The following is a 24,206-nucleotide window of genomic DNA, read 5'->3' as shown; positions in this document are numbered from 1 at the left end:
GTGATTACCTCCCACTCCGGGATCTGTCGACATACTCCACCCGCGGGGCACCCGCCGGCACGCTCGGGGGTGCGCTCCGGCCGTCCGGGCCGCCCGCCGCGTGGCCCGTCCGGGGCAGCAGGCGGCCGGTCACCGTGCGGGCCAGCCGGGCCAGCCGTGCCGCGGGACGGGCCGGCGGCGGGGTGGGGCCCGAGCGCTCGCGCCACCACTGTGTCAGCTCCCGCCGTGCGGCGGGGTGCGCCGGCAGGCCGAGAGCGAGCAGATGGCCGGCGAAGTCCAGCGCGTCGCGGCGGTAGCCGCCCCGCATCGGCCGGTGCTGCGCGTAGTCCAGGAAGGCGCTGCGGTAGTCCGCGCCGAGTATGCCGGGCAGCTCCGGCGCGACCGAGGCGATCACGTCGGCGCGCTTGGAGGCCAGCGCGCGCCGCTGTACGGCCAGCCGCTCCCCGTCGAAGCCCGCGGGGTCCGGCTCGCCCGCCACCAGGGCCGCGAGCAGCTCCTCCTGCGCGGCGGCGAGGCGGGCGCGGGCGGCTTCGGTCTCCTTGGCCGCTGTGTCGCCGAGGAAGTCGGACCGGGACGCGGGCAGGGAGCCGGTCCGGGCGCCGGGCCGGGCCTCGGAGAGCGGCCTGGCCCGGGGCACTGCCACGGGCCGCGCCGCGGTCGATTCGACGACGTCCCGTATGGCGTCCAGTTCGGCGGCGAGCTCCTCCGTAGCGGGGAAGTTCTCGTCGCGTTCGAGGAGAACGCCGGGCGGACCGACCCGGGCGCACAGCTCGGCCAGTACGTCCAGGACCGGCTGCGTCACGGGGTGGGCATGGCTGTCGTGCCACACCCCGTCCCGTTCGAAACCGCCCGCGACGTGGACGTACGCGATCGCCTCCACGGGCAGCGCGGCCAGCGCGGCCGCCGGGTCCTCGCCCCGGTTGACGTGGTTGGTGTGCAGGTTCGCCACGTCGATCAGGAGCCGTACGCCGGTCCGCTCGACGAGCTCGGCGAGGAACTGCCCCTCGGTCAGCTCCTCGCCCGGCCAGTTGATCAGCGCCGCGATGTTCTCCAGGGCCAGCGGTACCGGCAGCGCGTCCTGCGCGATGCGTACGTTCTCGCACAGCACGTCCAGCGCGTCGTACGTCCGCGGTACGGGCAGCAGGTGCCCCGCCTCCATGCGCGGCCCGCCGGTCGGCTCGCCGCCGGCCCTTACGAAGGCGATGTGCTCCGTGACGAGCGGCGCGGCGAGCGCTTCGGCGCGCTCGGCCAGCGCGGCCAGCCGCCCCGCGTCCGGCCGCTCGGCGCCGCCCAGCCCGAGGGAGACGCCGTGCGGCACGACGGTCGTGCCGCGGGCGCGCAGCGCTTCCAGGGCGGGCGGGAGATGGCCGGGGCAGATGTTCTCCGCGACGACCTCGACCCAGTCGATGCCGGGCAGCCGGGCGATGCCCTCGGCGATCTCCGGCCGCCAGCCGATACCGGTGCCCAGGCGTAGCCGGTGCGCCTGCCGCTCCCGGCGGCCGGTGTGCCCTGGCTGCTCCATGGTTCCCCCTCCACTCCCGACTCCGCGTATTCCGTACTCATCACCCCTCTGGGGAGGACGAACCATCCGTGGGCCGGGTTCAGAGCCGGATCTGAGCTTTTCCCTGCCTTTGCGCAGCGTACGGGGCCGTCGCGCGGCATACGGGGCCGTTGCCCGGCATACGGGCGGGGCCGGTGCCGCGTGACGCGTCAGCGCGCCGTTTCGGCGGCCACCGCGGCGCCGAGCCCCAGGAGGACGGTGCCGGTGAGCTGTTCGAGGCGGCGGCGGACGCGCGGCCTGCGGAAGACGGCCCGCGCGCGGTGCACGGCGAGGGTGACGGAGCCGAGCCAGACGACGCCCAGTACGGCGTGGACGGCGACGAGCATCAGGGTGGTCGCCACGACCGGCGCGCCGTGCGGGATGAACTGCGGCAGCAGCGACATGTACACCACGCCGACCTTCGGATTGAGCACGTTGGTCAGCACCCCGGTGCGGAACGCGCGCCACGGGGTCTGCGGCGCCTCCGGGCCGGCCGGACCGTCCGCCGGGGCGCTCTCGGGGGACGCCGTGGCCTCTGTGGTGCCGCGCCGCGCACTGCGGTGCGCGCTGCGCAGCGCCTGGAAGCCGAGCCACATCAGGTACGCGGCGCCCGCGATCCGGAGCCCGTCGTACGCGACCCGGGACGCCGACAGCATCGCCGTCAGCCCGGCCGCGCCCGCCAGCCCCCATACGAAGCAGCCCGCCGCGATGCCGAGCGCGGAGCACAGCGCGGCGCGCCGCCCCGAGCGGAGCGCGGTGCGCAGCACGACGGCGAAGTCCGGACCGGGGGAGACGGTCAGCAGGGCTGCGACGACGGTGAAACCGAGGAGTGAGGTGTACACGCAAGAAACGGTACGTGCTCCGTGGGCCCCGCCGGTCGCGGGGGCGCCTGGTCAGCGCCGGGTGAACGCCGGCTGGGTCACCGTGTCCACCCGGGTCGGGCGGCCGAGCAGGCACACCTCCCGGAACTGCCACAGCAGCGCCCCGGTGGGCGCGTGGATCACCATCCCCGGGCGCAGCGGCATCTGCAGCAGCGGCCCGCCGTCCGGAGCCGTGACCCACCGCGGCAGGTCCGGCTCCCGCAGCCGCCGCAGCGGTACGTGGTGCACCGACTGGACCTCGTCCGGGGCCGGCCGCGGCAGCGCGGGTCCGCGCGGGACGACGACGAGCGGCGTGATGACGAACCCGGAGTCGGTCTGGAAGTCGTCCAGATACCCGGCGATCTCCTCGGGGCCGGCGTCGACCGAGGTTTCCTCGGCCAGCTCCCGCAGCGCGGCGGCCGCCGCCGACTCGCCCTCGTCCAGGCGGCCGCCGGGAAGCGCCCACTGCCCGGCGTTGCGGCCGCGCGGCGCCCGCTTGATCACCAGGACGTGCGGCTCGTCGCGGTACGGGAGCACGGTGAGGCACACCGCGGCGCGGCGCACGCCCTCGGGCACGGTGATCTCGCGCCGTTCGAAGGCCGCGAGGTTGGCGCGCAGGGCGGCCTCGAGCCGGGACGGATCCGCGAGGTCCGCTTCCTTCAACGTCGACATCGGCATCATCACGATGTACCACGACCGGACGTCCGTTCCCACCGTTTTGTGGACGTTCACCGGCTCGTTCTGCGTACCTTCACTCGCTCTTGCCCGTGCCGCGGGCTCCTGGTCCCATGGGGGAGGGGCGGGGCCGGCGCCATGACGGCCGCCCGCCGGAGGCGAGTCCCGTGAGGGGTGCGCGAGGGGTGATGTCCGTGAAACCGACGCCGGACGACCCCGACCGGCGCTTCCTGCCGTCGAACGACCCCGGCCGGCGCTTCCTGCCGTCGAACGATCCCGACCGGCTCTTCCTGCCGCCGGACGACGACCTCGCACCGAACCGCCCCGGAGAGGTGCTCCGCACCCACCTCGCCGCGCACCCCCTCGACGGCCCCGCGCTGTTCGCCGCCCGGCTGCTGGGCCGGCGGCCCGTACAGGACGAGTGGCGGCGCCGGCTCGCCGCGGAGTGCGCGGTGGGCGCGGAGCTGGAGCGGCTGGGCCGCGGCGGCTGGCACGTGCTGCACTCCCTGCCGCTGCCGCCCGGCAGCGAGATCAGCCACCTGCTCATCGGGCCGGGCGGGGTCTTCTGCGTCGCCACGGAGTACGTACGTGCCGCGCGCGTACGGGCCGACGCCACCGACGTGCGCCCGGGGCGCGGCCGCCGCCCGCAGCCGTACGTGCGCCGGTGCCGGCAGCGCGCCGAGCGCGCGACCTACGCCCTGACCCGCGCCTGCGGCTTCCCGGTCCCCGCCCACCCCGTACTCGTCCTCATCGGCCCCCACCACATCGAACAGCTACCGGACCAGCCCGGTCCGGACTCCCTCGGTGAGGCGAGCGCGAGCGCGAACGCGAAGGAAGACGACGCGGCCGTACGCCTCATGGCCGGAGCCCAGGCGGTCACCGCCCTCGGCGCCCTCGGCGGCGTACTCACCCCCACTACTGCCGACCGCATCCACACCGTCGCCCGCAACCGCCACACCTGGCACGGGGTGTGAGTCCGGCCCCCTCACCACTCACCCCGCTCCCTCATCCGCCCCGCGCGCGGCCTACCGCAGCCCCGGATGATCGGCGACCACCGTGCACGAACCGGGGGTGATCTCCGTGAAGCCCGCGTCGCGGACGACGGGCAGGCCGCTGCGTATCAGCGCCGCCCAGTGGTCCGGCTCCGCCGTGCGCACCGACAGCGGGAAGCCGGCCGCCTTCCAGGCCGCCCGCTCGGGCCCGGACAGCTCCCACCACGCGAGCTGCGCGCCGTGGCCCGCCTGGGCCATCGACTTGCCCGCCGACATCTTCAGCTCCGGGCTCAGCCAGAGCACGGGTCCCTCCGTGCCGGGCGCGCCCGGCGGCTCCGGGTCGTCCAGCTCCGTACCCGAGACCTGGAGCTTGGCCAGCTCCTTGGGCCAGCCGTCCAGCGGCACCGGCGGGAAGACCCGCACCTCGGCCGAGTCGCCGGTGACCGTGATGCCCGGCAGCTCCGCCGCGCGCCGCCACTCCGCACCGCGCGCCCGCCGCACGACCTTGCGGATCCGGGCGTCCTGCCAGTCCCGCACGGCGGCGGCCCACTCGCCGTCGCCCAGCGAGCGCTCGTCCGAGAGCAGTACGAGGACCGCCCGCGCGGCCGTCTCCAGCGCGTCCGTCCGCGCCGGCGGTGCGGTCTTCTCCAGCCGGACGACCAGCGGCAGCACGAACTGGGGTGCGGCGTCGCGGTCGGTCTCCGCCCGGCGCGCGGGCGCGGCAGGGGTGTGGGTCTCGGTATTGCCGGTGCTGTGGGTCTCGGTGCTGCTCACGGTTTCAGTCTGCCAGCAGCCACTGACAATCCCCGGCGCGGAGCCCTGGCCGAGGCGTCCTCCGGGCAGTCCCTCGGGCGGTCCTCCGGGCCGTTCCCCGAACCTCCTTGGCGGAGGGAAGAGTTCCGGGCGATCATCCTCACCATGCAGAGCGAACTCTTCTCGTCCGAGAACTTGGTCACCGCGGCCACCGCGCCCGGCATGACCCTGCAGAACGCCAAGTCGATCAAGTACGTGGTGGACGGCGAGTGCTACGCGCGCCAGGGCTCGATGGTCGCCTTCCGCGGCAACCTGCAGTTCGAGAAGCAGGGCCAGGGGGTGGGCAAGTTCCTCAAGCGGGCGGTCACGGGCGAGGGGCTGGCTCTGATGGCCGTGCGCGGCCAGGGGGAGGTGTGGTTCGCGCACGAGGCGCAGAACTGCTTCATCGTCGACCTCGCCCCCGGGGACAGCATCACCCTCAACGGCCGCAACATCCTGTGCTTCGATTCCACCCTGTCCTACGAGATAAAGGTCGTGAAGGGCGCCGGAATGACCGGCGGTGGGCTCTTCAACTCCGTGTTCACCGGGCACGGCCAGCTCGGCGTGATGTGCGAGGGCAACCCGATCGTCATCCCCGTCAGCCCGCAGCTGCCGGTCTTCGTGGACACCGACGCGGTGGTCGGCTGGAGCGCCGAGCTGAAGACCTCGCTGCACCGCTCGCAGAGCGTCGGGTCGATGATCCGCGGCGGCTCGGGCGAGGCCGTACAGCTGCGCCTGGACGGCGAGGGGTTCGTGATCGTACGGCCCAGTGAGGCGAGGCCCAGTCAGTCGTCGAACGGCTGAGGCGGCGCGCGGAGGGCGTGGAGACGGACACCGGCACTGAGACGACGGACACCGGTTGAGACGGACACCGGCACTGAGACGGACACCGGCACTGAGACGGACACCGGCACGAAGGCGGCCAGCAGGATGAAGCTGCACAAGGTGGGGCGGCGCTACGGGCTGCGCGGCCCCTGGGTGCTGCGCGACGTCGACCTCGAAGTGCCGCGCGCGTCCCTGGTGCGCATCGAGGGCACGAACGGCAGCGGCAAGTCCACGCTGCTCCGTCTGTGCGCCGGGATCGACGCACCGAGTACGGGCCGCGTCACGGGACGCCCGCGCGCGGCGTACGTACCGGAGCGCTTCCCCGCGGCGCTGTCGTTCACGGCGCTGGAGTACCTCGGTCATCTCGGGCGCGTCCACGGGCTGCGCGGTGCCGCGCCGGCCCGGCGGGCCACCGAGTGGCTGGAGCGCTTCGGGGCGGCGGAGCACGCCCGTACGCCGCTCGCCGAGCTCTCCAAGGGCACCAGCCAGAAGGTCGCCGTCGTGCAGGCGCTGCTCGCCGAGCCCGAACTGCTCGTCCTGGACGAGGCGTGGACCGGCCTGGACGGCACGGCGCGCGGCACGCTCGACCGCGCGGTGGCCGAGCGCGTCGCGGCGGGCGGCACCGTCGTGTTCGTCGACCACGACCCGGCGCGCCTGGCCGGCGCCGCGGACGCCTGCTACCGGGTCGTGGACGCGGGCCTTCGCCCGCAGGACGCGCATCCGTACGCGGCGCGCGCCACCCGGGGGCCGCACGCCGCCCCGGGCCCGCGCGTGACCGTGGAGGCGCAGGGCCCGCCCGGTGCCGCCCCGCCGCCCGGCCTCCCGGGCGCACCCGTCACCGGGCCCGGCCCGGACGGCACGATCCGCTTCACCGTCCCCGCCCCGTACTCCGACCCGCTGCTGCACGCCCTCCTGACGGCCCGTCCGCGCTGGCACATCCACGCCGTGGCCCCCGAAGGCACCCACCGGGGCGACCCCGCCCACTCCACCGCACCGAGGACCGACACCCCGTGATCCCGCTGCTCCGCTACCACGTCGCGCTGCTCATCGGCTCGCACCGCTGGCTGCCGCCCGCTCTCCTGTACGCCGCCTTCGTGGCGATCGGCATCCGGGCCGGCGATCCGGTGCTCGACGGGTACGGGTACGCCGCCGCCCCGCTGCTCCCCGTGGCCGTGTGGCTGGTGCGGGCCTGCGTGACCGGCGAACCGCCCGCGGCGCGGGCCTGTACCGCGGCGGCCGCGGGCCCCGGCCGCGCGCACCTGGCGGCCGTCCTGACCGCGGCGCTGGCCGCGACGGTCCTCGGGGCGCTCGGTACGGGCTTCGTCGCGCTGGTCTCCGACCCGCACAGCGCCGATCACCGCACCGCCGTACCGATGGGGCCCGCGGCCCTCGCCGGGGCCCTCACGGCGCTCTCCTGCGTCCTGCTGGGCACGGCGGCCGGCGCGCTGGCCAACTGGCCCGTGGTGCGCAGTACCGGATGGGCGGTCCCCACGGGGGCGCTGGCCGCCCTGCTGCTCCTCGTCACCGCGGCCTCGCCCGCGAACGCCGCGGTCAGCGGCCTGGTCACCGGCTCGTCCGACGGCACGGTGACCGTTCCCTGGCTGCCGCTGGGCGCGGCCGCCCTGATCGCCGCCGCGGCCGTCGCGGCGGCCTGCGCGCTCAGCTCCCGGCGTACCTGAGCGGCGGCGGCAGTAGGCTCGGGACCATGCAGCCCGCCACCCAGCACCCCGCGCCCGAAGACGCACCGCTCGCCGAGTGCGTCCTGTGCCGCGAGCCCACCGAGTACCCGGAGAGCACCCCGGGCATCGTCCTGTGCCCGGTCTGCGAGTGGCAGGAAGCCCAGCGCACCGCCTGTTCGGGCTAGTCGAGCCCATACAGGCGGTGCGCGCTCGGCCTCGAAGGGCCGCTCGCCCTCGAAGGGCCGCTCGGGGCCCGAAGGGCGATGACCTCGGTCAGAACGGTCCCGTCACCGCGAACGTCGTCCCCGGCGTGTAGCAGTTCACGTACATCGTGCGCCCGTCCGGCGCGAAGGTGACGCCCGCGAACTCGCCCCACTCCGGCTTCTCCGGCGTCCCGATGTTCTGGCGGCCGCGCGCCATCGGGTACACCCTGCCCTGCCGCGTCAGCCCGAAGACGTGCTGTGCGCCGTCTCCGTCCTCGCACACCATCAGGCCGCCGCTGGGGGCCAGGCAGATGTTGTCGGGGGACTCGCCGGGCAGCTGCAGGTCGCTGTCCGGGCCGAAGACGACCACCAGTGTCAGACGGCGCCGCTTCGGGTCGTACCGCCACACCTGCCCGTAGTGGTCGCCGGCCGAGCCCTCGTCCCGGTGCGCGAAGCTGGACACGAAGTACACGCAGGAGCCGCCCCAGTAGCAGCCCTCCAGCTTCTGGGCGTGCGTGATGCCCTTCGTACCGAAGTCCTGGAAGCGGATGGGCGTCTGCTTGGCGAGCGGGTCCGGGACGTCCACCCACTCGATGCGGTCGAACGTCGCGCCCGTCTCCTTGATGGCGGAGAGGTCCTTCACCCCCGGTACGCGCATCGCCTGCAGCCGGCCGCCCGCACGCAGCGAACCGGTGCCGCCCAGCGGCTTGTTCGGGTGGAAGCGGTAGAAGAGCCCGAACGGCTTCTCGAACGCGTCCTCGGTCTCATAGACCGTGCCGTCCCGGGGGTCGACCGCGATCGCCTCGTGCTGGAAGCGGCCCATGTCCGTGAGAGGCACGGCCCCGGTGCGCCGCGGGTCGTACGGGTCGACCTCGAAGATGAAGCCGTGGTCCTTGGTGTAGCCCTGCTCGCCCGCCTTGAACTCGGTCTCCTCGCAGGTCAGCCAGGTGTTCCAGGGGGTGGGGCCGCCCGCGCAGTTCGTGGAGGTACCGGCTATGGCGACGCGCTCCGAGACGACTTCGTTGTGCGCGTCGACCTCGATGGCCGTGCAGCCGCCCTCGCCCATCGGGTCGTAGGTGATACCGGGCACGGTGGGCACGGCGGAGCGGGACTTGCGGCGGTTCTCGTGGTTGCGCACCAGGTGGGTGTGGCCCCGGCGGCCCCGGAAGGCCGCCATGCCGTCGCAGTTGCTCGGTACCTTGCCCTCACCGGAGAGCAGCGGGGAGCCCTCCCGGGACAGCACCTTGTAGCGGAAGCCCTTCGGGAGGTCGAGCAGGCCGTCCGGGTCGGGCACCAGCGGTCCGTAGCCGTCCGGGCCCGTCGACTGGGCCACGGCGGTACCGGCGAAGATCTCCGAGACGGCGCCGGAGAAGGCGATTCCCGCCCCCACCGCACCGGTTCTTGCAAGGATCTGACGTCGTGTTGCGGACATGAGGCAACTCCCTGCTGGCGGACAGGTGATGTGACCGGATGTGTGTACCACGTCACAAGGCCGCCGGGAACCACGCGCGTAGAGTGTCGTGGACCATCCCTGAAGGGCGCGGAGGCCGCGCTCCGGCCCGCTTCGGACGGTGCGCCGGTCCTCCTGGGCTCGATCGCTCCGTGCCCGTCTCCGGGCCGCGTCGCGGCTCCTAGCGCTCCGTCAGCTGCTTCGCGTCCCGGGCGAGCGCCGTCAGCCGGGATATCGCGCGGAAGTACTTCTTGCGGTAGCCGCCCTTGAGCATCTCCTCGCTGAACAGCTCGTCGAACGGCTTGCCGGACGCCAGCACCGGCACCTCGCGGTCGTAGAGCCGGTCGGCCAGCACTACGAGGCGCAGCGCCGTGGACTGGTCCGGCACCGCCTGTACGTCCGTGAGGCAGACCGCCCGGATGTCGTCGCACATCGCGCCGTACCGGCTCGGGTGGACCTTCGAGAGGTGGTCCAGCAGCCCGGGGAAGTCGTCGAGCGAGGCGCCGGGCGTGGCGTACGCGACCCGGGTGACGGTCTCGTCGTCGAACGGCGCCGGCGCCTCGGGCAGCCCGCGGTGGCGGTAGTCCTCGCCATCGATGCGCAGCGGCCGGAAGTGGGCGCTCAGGCCCTGGATCTCGCGCAGGAAGTCGGCGGCGGCGAAGCGGCCCTCGCCGAGCTTGCCCGGCAGCGTGTTCGACGTGGCCGCCAGTGCCACGCCGTGCTCGACCAGCTTGGCCAGCAGGGAGGAGACCAGCACCGTGTCGCCGGGGTCGTCCAGCTCGAACTCGTCGATGCACAGCAGGCGGTGGCCACTGAGGGTGCGCACCGTCTCCTGGAAGCCGAGCGCGCCGACCAGGTTGGTCAGCTCCACGAAGGTGCCGAACGCCTTGAGCTCCGGTGCGGCCGGCGTGGCGTGCCACAGGGACGCCAGCAGGTGGGTCTTGCCGACGCCGTAGCCACCGTCCAGGTAGACGCCGCGCGGGCCCTGGGGCGCGGCGGGCTTCTTCGAGAACCAGCGCCGCTTGCCCCCCGAGGAGCCCGCGCCGCCCCCGATGCTCGCCGCGAAGGAGCTGAGCACCTGTACGGCCTCGGCCTGGCTGGGCTGCGCCGGGTCCGGGATGTACGTCTCGAAGCGCGCGCTCTGGAAGCGGGGCGGCGGCACCATCTCCGCGACCAGCCGGTCGGCGGGGACGTGCGGGGCGCGCGCGGTGAGCGCGGCCGGGGCCGCGTCGTCCGAGGGACCGGCGGCGGCCTGGCCGGTTATCGGAGCGGACTGCGAGGGCGACGAGGGCGTGGAAGGTGACACAGCGCTCCAGCGTAGTCGCTGCACGGCACACGCCGGACCGCTGAGCGAGGCATGTCACACGGCCGTCTCCGTGCCACACTGCGGCCTATGCGACGTCTGTTCCCCTCTCCCGCCCAGTCCGCGCCGTCCGTGAACGCGCCGTCCCAAGGAACCGCCGGCGAAGCGGTGTCGCCGCCGCCGGACGGGTACCGGGAGTGGATGGAAGACCGGGAATGGACCTTGGACGAGCTGGCGGAGGCGTACGCCTATCCGGAGGCGGCGGCCGCGGCAGCGGCCGGCACGGAGGCGTCCCACGGCTGGCTGCGCGCCAACATGGTGTCCTCGGTGGACGGCGCCGCGCACCATGAGGGGCGCTCGCAGCCCCTCTCGAGCGACGCCGACATGCGGATCTTCGGAGTGCTGCGCGGGCTGGCCGACGCGGTGATCGCCGGCGCCGAGACGGTGCGCCAGGAGGGCTACCGGCCGGCCAGGGCGCGCGAGGCGTTCGCCGCGCGGCGGGCGGCGGCCGGGCAGGGGCCCGCGCCGGCCATCGCCGTGGTGAGCGCGAGCCTGGACCTGGACTTCTCGCTGCCCCTGTTCACGGAGCCGCTGGTGCCCACGGTCCTGCTGACCGGCGCGGGCGCCGACGCGGACCGGGTGAAGGCCGCGCGGGCGGCCGGCGCCCAGGTGGTCTTCGCCGGGGAGGGCGCGGCGGTGGACCCCGCGCGGGTGCCCGGCGCGCTCGCGGGCCTGGGGCTGACCCGGCTGCTGACGGAGGGCGGGCCGCGGCTGCTCGGCCAGTTCGCCGCGGCGGGCGCGCTGGACGAACTGTGTCTGTCGCTCGCGCCGCTGGTGACGGTGGGGGACGCGCCGCGGATCATGAACGCGCCCGGCCTGACGGTGCCGGAACGGTTCCGCCTGGCGTCCGTACTGGAGGACGACGGATTCCTGTTCACCCGGTACCGCCGCGCATGAACCGTTTCACTCCAGCTCCCGGGCGTTCGGCGGAATTCCCCGTTCCGCTTAGCTTCCAGTGGGCACACTGAAGGAACGAAGGCCCCGTCCTGGGACGGGGAAGGATGGTTTCTGTCGGACCGCCGCTCCCGTGGCGGTCCATGAGCGGAGAAGAAGGGCGCGCGTCGTGTTCACGAGCGTATTGATGATCGAGAAGCCGCTGTCGCCCGCCGACGTGGAGTTCGTCACCACGCTGCACGGCGACGACGAGGTCTCCTTCGTCGTCCTCATGCAGCCGCGCGGCGAGCAGGACGTGCTGCTGCGGGCCATCGATGACGTCGCCCTCGGCGAGTTCGACGAGGCGGTCCGGGAGGGGGACGAGCCCGAAGGTCCGCAGGCGGAGCCGCCCGCGGAGCGGGCCCTGTCGCACACCCTGCAGCAGCTGCGGAACGCGGGCGCCGAGGCCATCGGACAGGTGGTCGAGGACCATCCGCTGGACCTGCTGCGGTCGGTCGTCGACCAGACGGGCGCGGACGAGGTGATCGTGCTGACCGCCCCGCACTTCGTCGAGGAGTTCTTCCACCGCGACTGGGCCTCCCGCGCCCGCCACAAGGTCGGCGTGCCCGTACTGAAGCTGTTCGCGCACGCGCCGGGGGAGCCGGCGGGGGACGCGGGGGAGGCGGCCGGCGGCTGATCGCGAGGGGGCGGCCGCCGGGCCTCGGCCCCGGTTGCGCCCGGCGCCCCGCGGCCGCCCACAGCATCCTCGGAGGCCCTCAGGCGCCCGTCGGCGCCCCCGCGCCGACCCGTCCGTCCCGTACCTCCACGACCGCGTCCACCGCGCCCAGGTGCGACCGGTCGTGCGTGACGAGGACGGTCGCGGTGGCCCGCTGGTGGGTGAGCGTGGTCAGCAGGTCCAGGACGGCGGCGCCGCGCTCCTGGTCCAGCGCGCTGGTCGGCTCGTCGACCAGCAGGACGGCCGGGTCGTTCATCAGCGCCCGCGCGATGTTGATCCGCTGCCGCTGGCCGCCCGAGAGCTGGTGCGGCCGGCGGTCCGCCTGTTCGGCGAGCCCCACGGCGGCCAGCAGCTCCTTCGCCCGCGGCGCGGCCTTACGGGGCGAGCGCCCGTCCAGGTGGGCCATCGCCTGCAACTGCTCGGCGGCGGTCAGCGAGGGCAGCAGATTGGGCTGCTGGAAGACCATGCCGACCTTGTCGCGGCGGAGCGCGGTCAGCCGCGCCCGGCTCATCCCGGTGGTGACGGTGCCGTCGATCGTGACGGTGCCGCGGTCCGGGGTGATCAGGGTGGCGGCCACCGCCAGCAAGCTGGACTTCCCCGACCCCGAGGGGCCGAGTACCGCGGTCATGGTGCCGGCGGGCACGTGCAGCGACACCGCGTCCAGCGCGGTCAGCCGGGAGCCGCCGTCGGGGTAGGTGAGGGTCACATCGGTCAGATCGAGGCTCATCGGGTGCTCCACGGGGCGGTGGGGGCGGTCGGTGCGTTACGGGGACGGCGGTGGCGGCGTGCCATCGGGTGCCGCGTCATCGGGTGCCGCTTCATCGGGCGCTGCCCAGGGCCGTCAGCGGGTCCACGGAGGTGATGCGCCGGATGGACAGCGCGGCGCCCACCGCACCCAGCGCGATCATGATCAGCGCGGGGACCAGTACGGTGGCCGGCTCCAGCACGAAGGGCACGGTGCCGCCGACCGCCGCGCCCACCCCGGCGGCGAGCGCGGTGCCCAGGCCCGTACCGAGGACCAGCAGGACGACGGCCTGGCCGAGCGCGTCCTTCAGGAGGTAGCGGGTCGAGGCGCCGAGCGCCTTCAGTACGGCCACGTCGCCGCTGCGCTGGATCGTCCACACGGTGAAGAACGCGCCGATGACCAGCGCCGAGATGGCGAAGAGGAAGCCGCGCATCAGTTGCAGCGAGCCGTTCTCGGCGGTGAAGGACCCGATCGCCCGCAGGGCGTCGGCGGAGCTCACCGTCTTGGTGCCGAGCTTCTCGTCGGCGGCCGCGAGGGCGCCGGCCCCGGCGTCTCCGGTGGTCAGCGCGAGGACCGTGGAGCCGCCCGTACCGCGCGCGGCGGCCGGACCGCCGCCCACCCGCTGCCAGTCGTCCAGCGAGGTCCACACGACGGGCGTGTGGCTGTACATCGCCTCGCCCGCCACGGCGGCGACCCGCAGCCGGTGCCCCGCCAGCGTGAAGCGGTCCCCGGCCCGTACGTCCAGCTCCTCGGCGGCCTTCTCGGAGAGCACGGCGGCGCCTGACGTGATCGCCCGCGCTTCCGGTGCCAGTCGGGAGCCGGGGCGCACCCCGAAGGCGGACAGCGCCGCGTTACGGGGCCCCGACTCGGCCTTCGTGGTGGCGATGCCCAGCGGCTCGGCCCGGTCCACCCCGCGCACCCGGGCCCAGCGCTCCGCGGTCCTCGCACTGAGGTGCGAGTCGGTGAACGACACGTCGTCGCCCTGCGCCGGCGCGGAGAAGACGAGGTGGTCGGCGGGGAGCGAGGTGACCGCCGAGGTGTTCTCGCGGCCGAGGCCCGCCGTCAGGCCGGACAGCAGCCCCACCAGCACGGTGATCAGCACGATGACGGTCCCCATCAGGGCGAACCGCCCCTTGGCGAACCTCAGGTCCCTCCAGGCGACGAACACTGCCTCGGAGCTCCTTTGCGCACGGTGCCGGGCCCGGTGCCCGGCGGCTGCTCCCAACCTCGCCGCAACGGGGTGTGCCGGGCATCGCGCCGGGGACGGCTTCCCCGGTATCGAAAGGGCGCCGACCCGATCAACCTTTCGGTTGATGCCGCTGCCCAGGGCTCCGCATAGCCTTGAAGCCGTCGTGAACCCGCACTCCCTCACCCCCGTCCTCCGGGTGCTGCGCCTGTGCCTGCACCTGATGGTCGCCGCGCTGCTGGCCCTCGCCGCGATCCGGGCGGCCGCCGAGCACGCGCCCGACGCACCGGCCGTCATCGGAGCGGCCGTCGTGCTCGCCTTCGTGTACGCACTGGGGCCCGTCCTTCCGAAGGTGTCCGCCGCCCCTGCGGCCGCCGCCCTCTGGCTCGCCGCCGTACTGGTCGTGTGGGCCCTACTGGTGCTGCTCACCCCGGACGGTGTCTGGCTCGCCTTCCCGCTCTTCTTCGTGCAGCTCCATCTGCTGCCTCTGAGGTGGGCGCTGCCCCTTGTTGTAGTCACCACCGCCGTGGCCGTCGGCGGCTTCGGGTGGCACGCCCGTACCCTCACCGTCGGTACGGTTCTCGGGCCCGCCCTCGGGGCGGCCGTCGCGGTCGCCGTCGTCCTCGGGTACCAGGCGCTGTACCGGGAGAGCGAGCAGCGCCGCCGCCTCATCGAGGAGCTGACCGAGGCCCGCAGCGACCTGGCCGCCGCCGAACGCACCGCCGGCGTCCTGGCCGAGCGCGAACGCCTCGCCCGCGAGATCCACGACACCCTCGCCCAGGGCCTGTCCAGCATCCAGCTGCTGCTGCGGGCCGCCGAACGGGCCCTGCCGGACCGTCCCGACGGCGCGCTCGGCCACGTACGGCACGCCCGCGAGGCCGCCGTCGACAACCTCGCCGAGGCCCGCCGCTTTGTGCACGCCCTGAGCCCGCCGGGCCTGGACCACAGCTCGCTCCCCGCCGCCCTGGAACGGCTGTGCGCCACTACGGCGCGTACCAGCGGCCTCGCCGTGCACTGCCACGTGTCCGGTACGCCCGCGGAGCTGCCCACCCCGCAGGAGGTCGCCCTGCTGCGCATCGCCCAGTCCGCGCTGGCCAACACCGTGCAGCACGCCGCGGCGAGCCGGGCCGAGCTGACCCTCAGCTACATGGACACCGAGGTCGCCCTCGATGTCGTCGACGACGGCACGGGATTCCGGCCGTCCGAGGTCCCGGCCCCCGGTACGGACACCACCGGCTCCGGTTTCGGCCTCGCCGCGATGCGCGCCCGGGCCCGGGCCCTGCACGGCACCCTCGTGGTCGAATCGGCGCCGGGGGAGGGCACGGCCGTCGCGGTCACCCTGCCCGTCGCGCACCCGTCCACCGCCACCATTCCGGCCGGCCCCTCCGAACAGGACCGCACGTGACCGACACCCCGCACACCTGCGGTCACGCCGCGCCGGGGGGCGGCCGTATCCGTCTTCTCCTGGCCGACGACCACCCTGTCGTACGCGCCGGGCTGCGGGCCGTACTGGAGACCGAACCGGACTTCGAAGTGGTCGCCGACGTGCCCACTGCCGAGGAATCCGTGGCGCTCGCGGCCCGGCTCGGCGTGGACGTGGTCCTCATGGACCTGCAGTTCGCCGGCGAGATGCGCGGGCCGCAGGCCACCGCCGAGATCACCGCCCGGGACGGCGCGCCCCGTGTGCTGGTGCTCACCACGTACGACACCGACGCGGACATCCTCGCCGCCATCGAGGCAGGTGCCACCGGCTACCTCCTCAAGGACGCGCCGCCCGAGGAACTGGCCGCCGCCGTCCGCACGGCAGCGGCGGGGAAGTCGGCACTCGCGCCGGCCGTCGCGCTGCGCCTGATGGACCGCATGCGCACTCCGGCGGCCGCCCTCTCGCGCCGCGAGACCGAGGTGCTCCAGCTGGTCGCCGACGGCCTGTCCAACGCGCAGATCAGCAAGCGGCTCTTCCTCAGCCAGGCGACCGTGAAGTCCCACCTCGTGCACATCTACACCAAGCTCGGGGTCGACTCCCGCACGTCCGCGGTCGCGACGGCGACGGCACAGGGGATCGTCCGGCGCTGATCCGCGCCGCGTGGCGGGCATCGACCCGCCGCGGCCGGGTTTGTCGGTGCGGGGTGCGAGAATCGAGCCGACCGACAAGCCCGCCGGCGACCGCCGGCCGAGCACACCGACCAGGGAGACGTCACGATGGCACCCGGCATCCCCGCCGCGATGGACCGACCGCACTTCATCGGCATCGGCGGCGCCGGCATGTCCGGCATCGCGAAGATCCTGGCGCAGCGCGGCGCCGCCGTCGCGGGCAGCGACGCCAGGGAGTCGGCGACCGTGCTGGCCCTGCGCGAGGCCGGCGCCACGGTCCACATCGGCCACGCCGCCGAGCACCTCGCCGCCGACGCCACCAGCGTCGTCGTCTCCTCCGCCATCCGTGCGGACAACCCCGAGCTGGCCGCCGCCGCCGAGCGCGGCATCCCGGTCGTGCACCGCTCCGACGCCCTCGCCGCCCTGATGGACGGCGCGCGCCCGATCGCCGTCGCCGGCACGCACGGCAAGACGACCACCACGTCCATGCTGGCCGTCGCCCTCACGACCCTCGGCCTGGAGCCCTCGTACGCCATCGGCGGCGACCTCGACGCGCCCGGCTCCAACGCCCACCACGGCACCGGCGACATCTTCGTGGCCGAGGCGGACGAGAGCGACCGCAGCTTCCACAAGTACGCGCCCGACGTCGCGATCATCCTCAACGTCGAGCTGGACCACCACGCGAACTACGCCTCGATGGACGAGATCTACGAGTCCTTCGAGACCTTCGTGGGCAGGGTGCGCCCCGGCGGCACCCTCGTGATCTCCGCGGATCACGCCGGTGCCCGCGAGCTGACCACCCGGGTCCGCGGCCGCGCGGACCTCACGGTCGTCACGTACGGCGAGGCGGACGACGCCGACCTGCGCGTCCTCGACATCACCCCGCGCGGCCTGACCAGCGAGGTCACCGCGCAGCTCCCCACCGGCGAGCAGCTGTCCTTCACGGTCTCGGTCCCCGGCCGGCATTACGCGCTGAACGCCACCGCGGCGCTGGCCGCCGGCGCGGCCCTCGGCATCGCGCCCGCCGACCTCGCCGCGGCGCTCCCCTCGTACACCGGCGTCAAGCGCCGCCTCCAGCTCAAGGGCGAGGCCAAGGGCGTCCAGGTCATCGACTCCTACGCGCACCACCCCACCGAGATGACCGCCGACCTGGAGGCGATCCGCGGCGCCGCCGCCGACTCCCGCGTCCTCGTCGTCTTCCAGCCGCACCTCTTCTCCCGCACCCAGGAGCTGGGCCGGGAGATGGGCCAGGCGCTCGCTCTCGCCGACGCCTCGGTGGTCCTGGACATCTACCCGGCCCGCGAGGACCCGATCCCCGGCGTGACCAGCGACCTGATCATCAAGGCCGCCGAGGCCGCCGGCGCGACGGTCACCGCCGAGCACGACAAGTCCGCGGTCCCCGACGTCGTCGCCGGAATGGCGGGCCCCGGCGACCTTGTTCTCACCATGGGAGCGGGCGACGTGACCGAGCTGGGCCCCGAGATCCTCGCCCGCCTCGACGCCTGACCCAGTACGCCGGCCCGAAGGAGCGAGACATGGCCTACGAGATCGACAAGCCCGACGAGCAGTGGCGCGCCGAGCTGACCCCCGCGGAGTACCGCGTCCTCCGCGAGGCCGGCACGGAGCCCGCCTTCGTCGGCGAGTACACCGACACGGAGACCGCCGGCGTCTACTCCTGCCGCGCCTGCGGCGCCGAACTCTTCCGCTCGGACACGAAGTTCGCCAGCCACTGCGGCTGGCCGTCCTTCTACGACCCCAAGGACTCCGACGCCGTCGAGCTGATCGAGGACCGCTCCCACGGCATGGTCCGCACGGAGGTCCGCTGCTCCCGCTGCGGCTCCCACCTCGGCCACGTCTTCGAGGGCGAGGGCTACCCGACGCCCACGGACCAGCGCTACTGCATCAACTCGATCTCGCTGAGGCTGACGCCGGACGAGAAGTAACGCCGGTGTGATGGGCCGGTCGGCCCAGGTCCTGCATGTACGTGCGGCTCTCCGGGAGTTCCTGTCCGGAGAACCGCGCCCGCCCCGCCCCGCGTCCTCACCGGGAACGGATCCGGAACGTACAGAAGGACCGCCCATGACGCGCACCCCACAGCCCGGCCGTACGGCGCCACCGGGGGACGGGAACCCGCAACGCGGCGTCGCCGCCACGACGTTCGCCGTCCTGCGGCGGCACCGTAAGGCGCTGGCGGGTGTGACGGTACGCGTCGTGGGCCTGGCCGGACTGGCCGGGCTGCTGATGACGGCCGCGATCTTCGCGCTCGCCTGGCCCGTCTTCACCCGTATGCGGAACGCGCGCATCTGGTACCACTACGTCGAGGACCCCTACCTGCACGACCACACCGACCTGGCGCTGGTCGCCCTCTGCACGCTCCCGCTCTTCCTGCTCCTCCTCGGTACCGGGAGCGCGGCCCTGCAGAGCGTGTGCTCCCGGGCCGTCACAGCAGGGAGTCGAACGCCCTCGGAGGAGGGCTGGATGCGTGCCGCGGTCCGCGCGCGGCTGCGGCCGGTGCTCGCCGTGTACACGCTGCGCGCCCTGGCCGTATGGCCCCTGCCGCTGCTCTTTTATGCTGTGGCGGACAGCCTCACCAGCGCCGCTCTCGACACCGAAGACCAGCATCTGAAGCGCGGGTCGTGGCCCCACACACTCGTCGCGGCCTCCCCGGTGGCGGGCGTGTGCGTCGCCGTGCTGGTGCGCCTCGCGCTCGCCCTCGCGCCGGCCGCCGCGGCCGACGGCCTCGGCCCCCGCGCGGCCCTGCGCCGTTCCTGGTCGCTGACGTGGACGCGCGCCGGAGGGGTCCGCGTCCTCGCCCTCGCGCTGCCGCTGGCCGCGCTCACCGCCGGGGTGCTCCGGCTGGTGGTGCAGCTCGCCCTGCCGCTGCGCCCCCTCGTGCGGACCCTCCTCGAACAGGCCACGGGAAACTTCTTCGCCGCCTACTACGCCGGCATCCTCGCTCCCGTCATCGTCGGCATCCTGGTCACCGCGGCCCTGACCCTCCCCCTCACGTACACGGCCTTCGCGGCCCTCCACGAACACCTGCGGTCGCCCCGCACCTTCCCTCACCCGCCCTCGCTACCGAAGAGCGGTGGCGTTGGCCGGTGAGCCGACACCGCCGGTCAGGTTGAGGGGCTTGACGGTGAGCAGGCTGTCCCAGCGGCCCGTGGCGCGGCAGTCCTGCGCGAGGGCCGTGAGGTTCCAGAGTTCGCCCAGGGGCAGGCCCAGCTTGGCGATCAGCTCCTGGTGCATCATGCCGTCGTCCTCGGGCGCGCTGTCGTGGAAGTCGCTGTCGGGCCGTACGGGCAGGACTTCGACGGCGAAGGTGTCGGTGGCCATCAGGGCGATGCGGTGGTCCCAGCACCAGGCGGCGAAGGCGCGGCTCTGGGCGAAGCCGGTGGCGCACCGCCGGGCACGGGTTTCCGCGCGTTGCCCGGGCGTCGTGGTGAGGTACCAGTCCGCCCATCCGGTGTGGACGAGGATCAGGTCGCCCGGTTCGACGCGACAGCCCTGTGCGTCGAGCGCTTCGTCCAGCAGGCCGGTGGTGAGCGCGGGACCGTCTTCGTGGGGCAGCGGGGTGCCGCGGTCGCGGAGCAGCCCGTCGATGTCGATCAGGAGGCCGCGCCCCGCCAGCGGCGTCTCGGCCCACAGCTGGACGCCCAGGCGGGGGCTGCGCGGGGTGATCTCGTGGTCCGGTACGCCGTTGTAGAAGCCGTGTCCCGAGGCGCGGCGGTGGCGCAGGCCGTCGACCTGGGTGCCGGCCTGGAGGTGGAAGTCGTCCAGGACGTCGTCGCGTGCCTGCGCGTGCTTGGCGGTGATGCGGTGGCGGGGGATGCCGCGGGCCTTGGACATGGGCGGGTCGAAGGCGTCCAGAGCGTAGTCCAGGTTGAACGCGCGGCCGTGCACGACACTCCCGGCGGCGCGGCGTACCTGGTCCGGGCCCGCGAAGTTGGCCATGCCGCGTTCGGGCCGGTCGGTGAAGAGGTACCAGCTGGATCCGGCGGGCGCGTCGGTGCGTTCGGCGAGTTGTCGGTACGTGGGCAGTAGCACGGGGACTGGCACGGGGTGGCTTTCTGTCAGGGGCAGCGGGCGGCGATGGCGTCGGCTGCCCGGCGTACTTCGCCGATGAGGCGGGCGTGGTCGTCCTCGCCGAGTTCGCCGCTGGTTCCGGTGATGCTGAGCGCGCCCAGGACGTGGTCGTCGCGGTGGATGGGCGCGCTGACGGCGGTGACGTTGAGGACGCGTTCGCTCAGGGAGAGGGCGTAGCCGTCCTGTTTGATCCGGCGGAGGTCGGCTGCCAGGTCATCGGCGGTGACCTGGTCGCCGGAGATCCGCGTGAAGGGCGTGGTCTGCCGGACGAGCGTGTCGAGTTCGGCGTCGGGGAGCCATGCGGCCAGCGCCTTGCCGGCGCCGAGGTGCAGGGGCAGCTTCTCGCCGATGGGGAGTTGGTAGCGCAGGGGGTTGCGTCCTTGGACGCGGGCGATGAGCACGCGGGCGAGCGCGACGCGTACGTACAGGCTGGCCGTCAGGCTGGTGGTGGCGGCCAGTTCCTGCAGGACGGGGAGGGCCACCTGGCTGAGGCGGTTGTTCACCAGGAAGGCGTGGGCCGTGGCGAGGGCGGCGGGTCCGGCGACGTAACCGGCCTCCTCCTTCGCCGCGTAGCCGCGTTCGACGAGCACGTTGAGGATGCGCTGGGCCGTGGCCACATGCAGATCCGCGCGCCGCGCGACCTCGCTGAGGCGCAGTGGCTGCCGGGTGTCGTCCAGGACGCCCAGGACGTCGAAGGCCCGGTCGAGGGATCGCATGGTGGACGCGGACGCGGTGGTCATCGGTCGGCTCCTGGATGGTCTGCTCGGCGCACGGAGGTGGTGATGCGGTCCTGATAAGACCTATCAGTCTGCGAGCAGGGGGTGGATCGCACAAGGTCCACCCAGGAGGCGGGAGAGCAGCAGCGCGGGATCGGTCCGGGCGGCTCGTGCGGGCTCAGTCCGAGCGGCTGGTGGTGGCGGTCCGCTCGGAGAGGCGGTCGCCGGTACCGGTGTTCTGGGGGCGCTCGGCCCCGCGGTAGGAGAGGACGAAGGAGAGGATCCCGCAGATGCTCGCGGCGATACAGGTGGACGGCTGGGCGCCGCTTTGCACAGCCGCTACCCAGCGGGCGTCACCGAGCACGATGCCGAGGGCCTGGCCGAGGACGATGACGAGGCCACCGGTCAGGAAGACGATGATGCTGAGGCGGAAGAGCGGTTGCAGCAGACGGTGCGCCATGGCGTGGCCTTTCGGGTCAGACGGGCAGGACGCCGGTGGCCACCGCGGCGCCGATGAGCAGGATGGGGACGCAGTAGTACGTGGCCAGTGGCACGAAGGTGCGGGCCGGGTCGATGCCGGCGATACCGCTGGCTACGTAGATGGGGGCGCCGGACGGGGGTGAGGCGCCCTCGGTCGAGGCGAAGATGAGGACCGCGACGCAGGCGGTGGCGGGCGGTACCCCGGCGCCGACCAGCGAGGAGACCGCGACCGGGCCGATGGCGGCCATGGTGGCACTGGCGGTGAGCGGAATCGCCACGCCGACCACGAGGACGCCCACGATCAGGGCCATGGCCCACAGGGGAGCGTCCACTCCGGCCAGCAGCTCGGTCAGCTGCCGCGGCAGCCCGAGTTCCCCCAGCACGTTGGAGGCGGAGAAGGCGGCCACGATGGTGACGCCGATGACGCCGAACTGCGGGGCCGCGCCGCCCAGCACCTGCCACCACTCGCGGCCCGAACGCGGCAGGTGGCGCCGGCCCAGGACGAGGACGGTGGCGATCAGCAGGACGGGTATCCAGGTGATCAGGCTGATCGCGTCCGACATCTTCGTGCCGACCCAGTCGCCCAGGGCACCGCCGGAGGGACCCCTGGTCAGCAGGAGCGGCACCACGATCGCGGCGAACAGGAAGAGGCTCGTCCAGCCCGCCGCGAGACTGGCACGCAGCGGCAGCAGGTCGGCGCGGTCCATGGGCTGCACCTTGTGGCGGCGCACGATGACGAAGGCGGCGACCAGGCGGTAGCCCAGGCACCACAGGCCGCCCAGGAACAGGGGCAGGACGACGTCGTCGGTGGTGGCCATGGAGGCCACGCCGGCCGTCCCCATGAGGATGAACATCGTGGAGCTGAAGGGGAAGGTCACCCCCATGCCCGCACCGCCGGCCGCGACGGTCGCCGCGAGCTCACCGCTCACCTTCGAGCGTTTCATCCAGGGGATCGTCACCGACCCGACGGCGGCGGTCACCGCTGCCCCGACGTGGGCGATGGCACCGAAGACGCCGGCGGCGACGGTGGAGGTGTAGACGGGGCCGCCGCGCAGCCGGCCGAGCAGCGAATTCAGGATGCCCAGCAGCTGGTCCAGCACCGGCGTGCGGGCGAGCAGGTAGCTCATGAAGACGAAGGCCAGGGCGGCGAAGGTGACCTCTTCCTGCATGGCCTCGGCGAAGCCGTGCCACATGACGTGCCCGATGCCGCCCCCGGCGAACAGGCCCGTGACCACGAAGCCGACGATCAGGGCCTCGCCGATGTTGCGCTTCAGGACGGCGTTCCACACGATGATGGCCGCGATGTAGCAGCCCAGTGCCCATACGGCGATCATGATGCTCCTCCTGGCGTGGCGGCGGCCGCCGCGCGGATCTCAGTACGCCGTCGCGCTTCCTCGGCCTCCACCTCTCGTGCGGCGGCCAGGACGGCGGCCGCGCGCTCGGCCGGGACGATCGCGACACCGTCGCCGTCCCCCGCGACGAGGTCGCCCGGCCGGCACACCACACCGCCCACGGCGACCGGTACTCCGACCCGGCCCGGCCCGAACTTGTAGGGGCCGGCGGGGGTGACCGCACGAGCCCACACGGGGAAGCCCATCCCGGCGAGCACCTCGACGTCGCGGGCGGCTCCGTCCAGCACCATGCCGATCACGCCCCGGGCCCGGGCGCGCTCGGCGATCAGCTCTCCGATCAGCGCGCGCGAGGTGTCTCCCTCACCGTTGACGACCATGATGTCACCGGGCTCGGCGATCTTGATGGCCTGATGCAGCGCCTGGTTGTCCCCGGCCCGGGTCCACACCGTCAACGCGCGGCCGACAGCCCGGGCTCCGGGCCACAGCGCGCTGATACCGGAGTCCAGCAGCCCCAGCCGGTCCGTGGCGTCGCCGATGTTCGCCGTCGGCAGCCCCGCGTATGCCGACAGCAGCTCGGGCGTCAGCCGGGAGGTGTCCCGCAGCCCCTCGGAGCGGTCGGCGAGAACGTGCAGTTCGCTGATGGCGCGCGCCAGTCCCGCATCGAGGCCGAGCTCCGCCACGAGTTCCGCGGCCGCCGACGCCTCCCGTGCTCGCCGGTCGGCATGCTTGTACGTCCCGTCGTACAGCCGCTCCAGCGCCGCCCCGCCGTCGGCGAGCTCCCGCGCGATCTGCTGACGGACCCACTGTTCGTCGCCGGCCGCCCGGCCGGCGTCCACGGCCTCCACGATGACGGCCCCCAGCCCCTTCATGAACAGGCTGCGCAGCAGCTTGCGCGCCGAGGCCGCCCCGGGCTCGGTGCCCAGGTCCTCCACCGGAGCCCCGAGCGCGCCGAAGTAGTCGGCGATCGAGGAGGCCCCCTGGCCGCTGACGACCAGGGCCGTCCGATGGCGGTACTTCGGCACCGAGCCGATCACGGAGACATCGGCGAAGACCGCGGCGGACGCTTCGCCGACCACATCGGCGATCTTCCGCTTCAGCGCCGGGGCCCCCGCGTTCATGTCCGCGTACACAGTCGTCGGCTCCAGGTGCGGTGCCGCTTCCTTCGCCACGGCCAGCGCCGCCTTCGCCCCGGTCAGGCCGAGCACCAGATCGCACGCCCGCACCGCCTCGGCGACCGTGGCCGCGCGCCCCACGCCCTCGGGGGTGGGCACATCGCCCGGATCAAAGCCGACCACCTGCCAGCCCTGCTCCACGAAACCCTTCGCATACAGGGCACCGGCCTCACCCAGGCCCAGAATCCCGACCTTCACGCTCACACTCCTAGCTCGCATTCACCGAGTACTTCTGCGCTTCGCGCGCCGCTTTGTTGCTTCTCATACAGTGATAAGTTTTCTCACTGAGTGCGGGAGGATGTTGCTTGGGCGTGGCGAGCACGTCAAGAGCTGGGAAAATGATCGATCAAAGGTCCGGGGTGGCCGCACGAAGACACACAAGGTGCCGTG

At 73.6% G+C, this 24,206-nt stretch carries 25 protein-coding genes; 12 read left to right on the top strand and 13 right to left on the bottom strand.

All coding sequences use genetic code 11. The features are described 5' to 3' along the window. Positions 1-4: 4 nt before the first annotated feature. From ACIGXO_RS06640 to ACIGXO_RS06630, 3 genes are all read right to left on the bottom strand, one after another. A complete protein-coding gene (locus ACIGXO_RS06640; RefSeq protein ID WP_399781240.1) occupies positions 5-1,522 on the bottom strand; it encodes a DUF692 domain-containing protein in 1,518 nt (505 codons plus the stop codon). Positions 1,523-1,710: 188 nt separating this feature from the next. Beyond that, on the bottom strand, positions 1,711-2,382 hold the full coding sequence (locus tag ACIGXO_RS06635) for a LysE family translocator (protein ID WP_399781237.1): 672 nt from the start codon (positions 2,380-2,382) through the stop codon (positions 1,711-1,713). A 51-nt stretch (positions 2,383-2,433) separates the two neighbouring features. Continuing rightward, positions 2,434-3,072, bottom strand: a complete 639-nt coding sequence (locus tag ACIGXO_RS06630; protein ID WP_399781234.1) for an NUDIX hydrolase — start codon at positions 3,070-3,072, stop codon at positions 2,434-2,436. Positions 3,073-3,269: 197 nt separating this feature from the next. Here ACIGXO_RS06630 and ACIGXO_RS06625 point away from each other — a divergent pair, with 197 nt between their 5' ends. Next, positions 3,270-4,049 (top strand): nuclease-related domain-containing protein, encoded by a 780-nt coding sequence (locus ACIGXO_RS06625; RefSeq protein ID WP_399781231.1) that lies wholly within the window; start codon positions 3,270-3,272, stop codon positions 4,047-4,049. 51 nt (positions 4,050-4,100) lie between these two features. Here the strand turns inward: ACIGXO_RS06625 and ACIGXO_RS06620 are convergent, their stop codons facing one another. Beyond that, positions 4,101-4,841: a peptidyl-tRNA hydrolase gene (locus tag ACIGXO_RS06620; RefSeq protein ID WP_399781228.1), complete on the bottom strand. Its 741-nt coding sequence runs from the start codon at positions 4,839-4,841 to the stop codon at positions 4,101-4,103. 144 nt (positions 4,842-4,985) lie between these two features. Between ACIGXO_RS06620 and ACIGXO_RS06615 the strand changes: the two genes are divergently transcribed. The 4 genes from ACIGXO_RS06615 to ACIGXO_RS06600 all read left to right on the top strand — a co-directional run bounded on the left by ACIGXO_RS06615 (position 4,986) and on the right by ACIGXO_RS06600 (position 7,548). Continuing rightward, complete coding sequence (locus ACIGXO_RS06615; RefSeq protein WP_399781225.1) at positions 4,986-5,663, top strand: AIM24 family protein; 678 nt, start codon at positions 4,986-4,988, stop codon at positions 5,661-5,663. Between the two features lie 126 nt (positions 5,664-5,789). After that, complete coding sequence (locus tag ACIGXO_RS06610; RefSeq protein WP_399781221.1) at positions 5,790-6,698, top strand: ATP-binding cassette domain-containing protein; 909 nt, start codon at positions 5,790-5,792, stop codon at positions 6,696-6,698. After that, positions 6,695-7,363: an ABC transporter gene (locus ACIGXO_RS06605; RefSeq protein ID WP_399781219.1), complete on the top strand. Its 669-nt coding sequence runs from the start codon at positions 6,695-6,697 to the stop codon at positions 7,361-7,363. Before ACIGXO_RS06610 ends, ACIGXO_RS06605 begins: the two co-directional genes overlap by 4 nt. A 26-nt stretch (positions 7,364-7,389) precedes the next feature. Beyond that, positions 7,390-7,548 (top strand): hypothetical protein, encoded by a 159-nt coding sequence (locus ACIGXO_RS06600; protein ID WP_399781216.1) that lies wholly within the window; start codon positions 7,390-7,392, stop codon positions 7,546-7,548. Between the two features lie 88 nt (positions 7,549-7,636). On the opposite strand, the gene ACIGXO_RS06595 is transcribed toward ACIGXO_RS06600, so the two are convergent. Together ACIGXO_RS06595 and zapE are read right to left on the bottom strand one after the other, a co-directional pair. Next, complete coding sequence (locus tag ACIGXO_RS06595; protein ID WP_399781214.1) at positions 7,637-8,998, bottom strand: alkaline phosphatase PhoX; 1,362 nt, start codon at positions 8,996-8,998, stop codon at positions 7,637-7,639. Between the two features lie 199 nt (positions 8,999-9,197). Then, positions 9,198-10,280, bottom strand: coding sequence for a cell division protein ZapE (zapE, locus tag ACIGXO_RS06590; RefSeq protein ID WP_399781964.1), 1,083 nt, complete (start codon positions 10,278-10,280; stop codon positions 9,198-9,200). 129 nt (positions 10,281-10,409) lie between these two features. Here zapE and ACIGXO_RS06585 point away from each other — a divergent pair, with 129 nt between their 5' ends. Both ACIGXO_RS06585 and ACIGXO_RS06580 read left to right on the top strand, forming a co-directional pair. Beyond that, entirely contained in the window at positions 10,410-11,276 is an 867-nt protein-coding gene (locus ACIGXO_RS06585) for a pyrimidine reductase family protein (protein WP_399781211.1), read from the top strand. 166 nt (positions 11,277-11,442) lie between these two features. Continuing rightward, positions 11,443-11,949 carry an indole-3-glycerol phosphate synthase gene (locus tag ACIGXO_RS06580; RefSeq protein WP_399781208.1) on the top strand — a complete coding sequence of 169 codons (507 nt, stop codon included), beginning with the start codon at positions 11,443-11,445 and terminating at the stop codon, positions 11,947-11,949. A 79-nt stretch (positions 11,950-12,028) separates the two neighbouring features. On the opposite strand, the gene ACIGXO_RS06575 is transcribed toward ACIGXO_RS06580, so the two are convergent. Both ACIGXO_RS06575 and ACIGXO_RS06570 read right to left on the bottom strand, forming a co-directional pair. Then, the gene (locus tag ACIGXO_RS06575) at positions 12,029-12,715 is read right to left on the bottom strand and encodes an ABC transporter ATP-binding protein (protein WP_399781205.1); all 687 of its coding nucleotides are present in this window, start codon (positions 12,713-12,715) and stop codon (positions 12,029-12,031) included. Positions 12,716-12,806: 91 nt separating this feature from the next. Further along, positions 12,807-13,901, bottom strand: a complete 1,095-nt coding sequence (locus ACIGXO_RS06570) for an ABC transporter permease (protein ID WP_399781203.1) — start codon at positions 13,899-13,901, stop codon at positions 12,807-12,809. A gap of 145 nt (positions 13,902-14,046) precedes the next feature. Here ACIGXO_RS06570 and ACIGXO_RS06565 point away from each other — a divergent pair, with 145 nt between their 5' ends. The 5 genes from ACIGXO_RS06565 (at position 14,047) to ACIGXO_RS06545 (ending at position 19,115) form a co-directional block, all read left to right on the top strand. Further along, a complete protein-coding gene (locus ACIGXO_RS06565; RefSeq protein WP_399781200.1) occupies positions 14,047-15,324 on the top strand; it encodes a sensor histidine kinase in 1,278 nt (425 codons plus the stop codon). After that, the gene (locus ACIGXO_RS06560) at positions 15,321-15,992 is read left to right on the top strand and encodes a response regulator (RefSeq protein ID WP_399781197.1); all 672 of its coding nucleotides are present in this window, start codon (positions 15,321-15,323) and stop codon (positions 15,990-15,992) included. The genes ACIGXO_RS06565 and ACIGXO_RS06560 overlap by 4 nt, the downstream gene beginning before the upstream one ends. Before the next feature lie 126 nt (positions 15,993-16,118). Then, positions 16,119-17,516, top strand: coding sequence for a UDP-N-acetylmuramate--L-alanine ligase (murC, locus tag ACIGXO_RS06555; RefSeq protein ID WP_399781194.1), 1,398 nt, complete (start codon positions 16,119-16,121; stop codon positions 17,514-17,516). 29 nt (positions 17,517-17,545) lie between these two features. After that, on the top strand, positions 17,546-17,953 hold the full coding sequence (gene msrB, locus ACIGXO_RS06550; protein WP_399781191.1) for a peptide-methionine (R)-S-oxide reductase MsrB: 408 nt from the start codon (positions 17,546-17,548) through the stop codon (positions 17,951-17,953). Between the two features lie 136 nt (positions 17,954-18,089). Continuing rightward, positions 18,090-19,115, top strand: coding sequence for a hypothetical protein (locus ACIGXO_RS06545; RefSeq protein ID WP_399781189.1), 1,026 nt, complete (start codon positions 18,090-18,092; stop codon positions 19,113-19,115). On the opposite strand, the gene ACIGXO_RS06540 is transcribed toward ACIGXO_RS06545, so the two are convergent. From ACIGXO_RS06540 to ACIGXO_RS06520, 5 genes are all read right to left on the bottom strand, one after another. Further along, entirely contained in the window at positions 19,086-20,069 is a 984-nt protein-coding gene (locus tag ACIGXO_RS06540; RefSeq protein ID WP_399781186.1) for a cyclase family protein, read from the bottom strand. The two genes, ACIGXO_RS06545 and ACIGXO_RS06540, sit on opposite strands and share 30 nt — an antisense overlap. A gap of 14 nt (positions 20,070-20,083) precedes the next feature. Then, on the bottom strand, positions 20,084-20,836 hold the full coding sequence (locus tag ACIGXO_RS06535) for an IclR family transcriptional regulator (RefSeq protein WP_399781182.1): 753 nt from the start codon (positions 20,834-20,836) through the stop codon (positions 20,084-20,086). Between the two features lie 154 nt (positions 20,837-20,990). Continuing rightward, a complete protein-coding gene (locus tag ACIGXO_RS06530) occupies positions 20,991-21,272 on the bottom strand; it encodes a hypothetical protein (protein WP_399781179.1) in 282 nt (93 codons plus the stop codon). Positions 21,273-21,288: 16 nt separating this feature from the next. Beyond that, positions 21,289-22,626, bottom strand: a complete 1,338-nt coding sequence (locus ACIGXO_RS06525; RefSeq protein ID WP_399781176.1) for a TRAP transporter large permease subunit — start codon at positions 22,624-22,626, stop codon at positions 21,289-21,291. Next, positions 22,623-24,014: a DUF1932 domain-containing protein gene (locus tag ACIGXO_RS06520; protein ID WP_399781174.1), complete on the bottom strand. Its 1,392-nt coding sequence runs from the start codon at positions 24,012-24,014 to the stop codon at positions 22,623-22,625. The genes ACIGXO_RS06525 and ACIGXO_RS06520 overlap by 4 nt, the downstream gene beginning before the upstream one ends. Between the last annotated feature and the right edge of the window lie 192 nt (positions 24,015-24,206).

Origin of the sequence: Streptomyces sp. NPDC053542, assembly GCF_044544685.1 — a bacterium.
Taxonomy (GTDB): Bacteria; Actinomycetota; Actinomycetes; order Streptomycetales; family Streptomycetaceae; genus Streptomyces.
Note: the sequence above shows the minus strand (reverse complement) of the source record. Positions and strands in the feature narration are given on the sequence as shown.

Excerpts from the sequence above, each read along its gene's own strand:
- ACIGXO_RS06630 (WP_399781234.1), bottom strand. The coding sequence starts at position 3,072 with ATGTCGACGTTGAAGGAAGCGGACCTCGCGGATCCGTCCCGGCTCGAG.
- ACIGXO_RS06535 (WP_399781182.1), bottom strand. The coding sequence starts at position 20,836 with ATGACCACCGCGTCCGCGTCCACCATGCGATCCCTCGACCGGGCCTTC.
- murC (WP_399781194.1), top strand. The coding sequence starts at position 16,119 with ATGGCACCCGGCATCCCCGCCGCGATGGACCGACCGCACTTCATCGGC.
- msrB (WP_399781191.1), top strand. The coding sequence starts at position 17,546 with ATGGCCTACGAGATCGACAAGCCCGACGAGCAGTGGCGCGCCGAGCTG.
- ACIGXO_RS06615 (WP_399781225.1), top strand. The coding sequence starts at position 4,986 with ATGCAGAGCGAACTCTTCTCGTCCGAGAACTTGGTCACCGCGGCCACC.
- ACIGXO_RS06600 (WP_399781216.1), top strand. The coding sequence starts at position 7,390 with ATGCAGCCCGCCACCCAGCACCCCGCGCCCGAAGACGCACCGCTCGCC.
- ACIGXO_RS06525 (WP_399781176.1), bottom strand. The coding sequence starts at position 22,626 with ATGATCGCCGTATGGGCACTGGGCTGCTACATCGCGGCCATCATCGTG.
- ACIGXO_RS06640 (WP_399781240.1), bottom strand. The coding sequence starts at position 1,522 with ATGGAGCAGCCAGGGCACACCGGCCGCCGGGAGCGGCAGGCGCACCGG.
- ACIGXO_RS06610 (WP_399781221.1), top strand. The coding sequence starts at position 5,790 with ATGAAGCTGCACAAGGTGGGGCGGCGCTACGGGCTGCGCGGCCCCTGG.
- ACIGXO_RS06530 (WP_399781179.1), bottom strand. The coding sequence starts at position 21,272 with ATGGCGCACCGTCTGCTGCAACCGCTCTTCCGCCTCAGCATCATCGTC.
- ACIGXO_RS06575 (WP_399781205.1), bottom strand. The coding sequence starts at position 12,715 with ATGAGCCTCGATCTGACCGATGTGACCCTCACCTACCCCGACGGCGGC.
- ACIGXO_RS06565 (WP_399781200.1), top strand. The coding sequence starts at position 14,047 with ATGCCGCTGCCCAGGGCTCCGCATAGCCTTGAAGCCGTCGTGAACCCG.
- ACIGXO_RS06585 (WP_399781211.1), top strand. The coding sequence starts at position 10,410 with ATGCGACGTCTGTTCCCCTCTCCCGCCCAGTCCGCGCCGTCCGTGAAC.
- ACIGXO_RS06595 (WP_399781214.1), bottom strand. The coding sequence starts at position 8,998 with ATGTCCGCAACACGACGTCAGATCCTTGCAAGAACCGGTGCGGTGGGG.
- ACIGXO_RS06545 (WP_399781189.1), top strand. The coding sequence starts at position 18,090 with ATGACGCGCACCCCACAGCCCGGCCGTACGGCGCCACCGGGGGACGGG.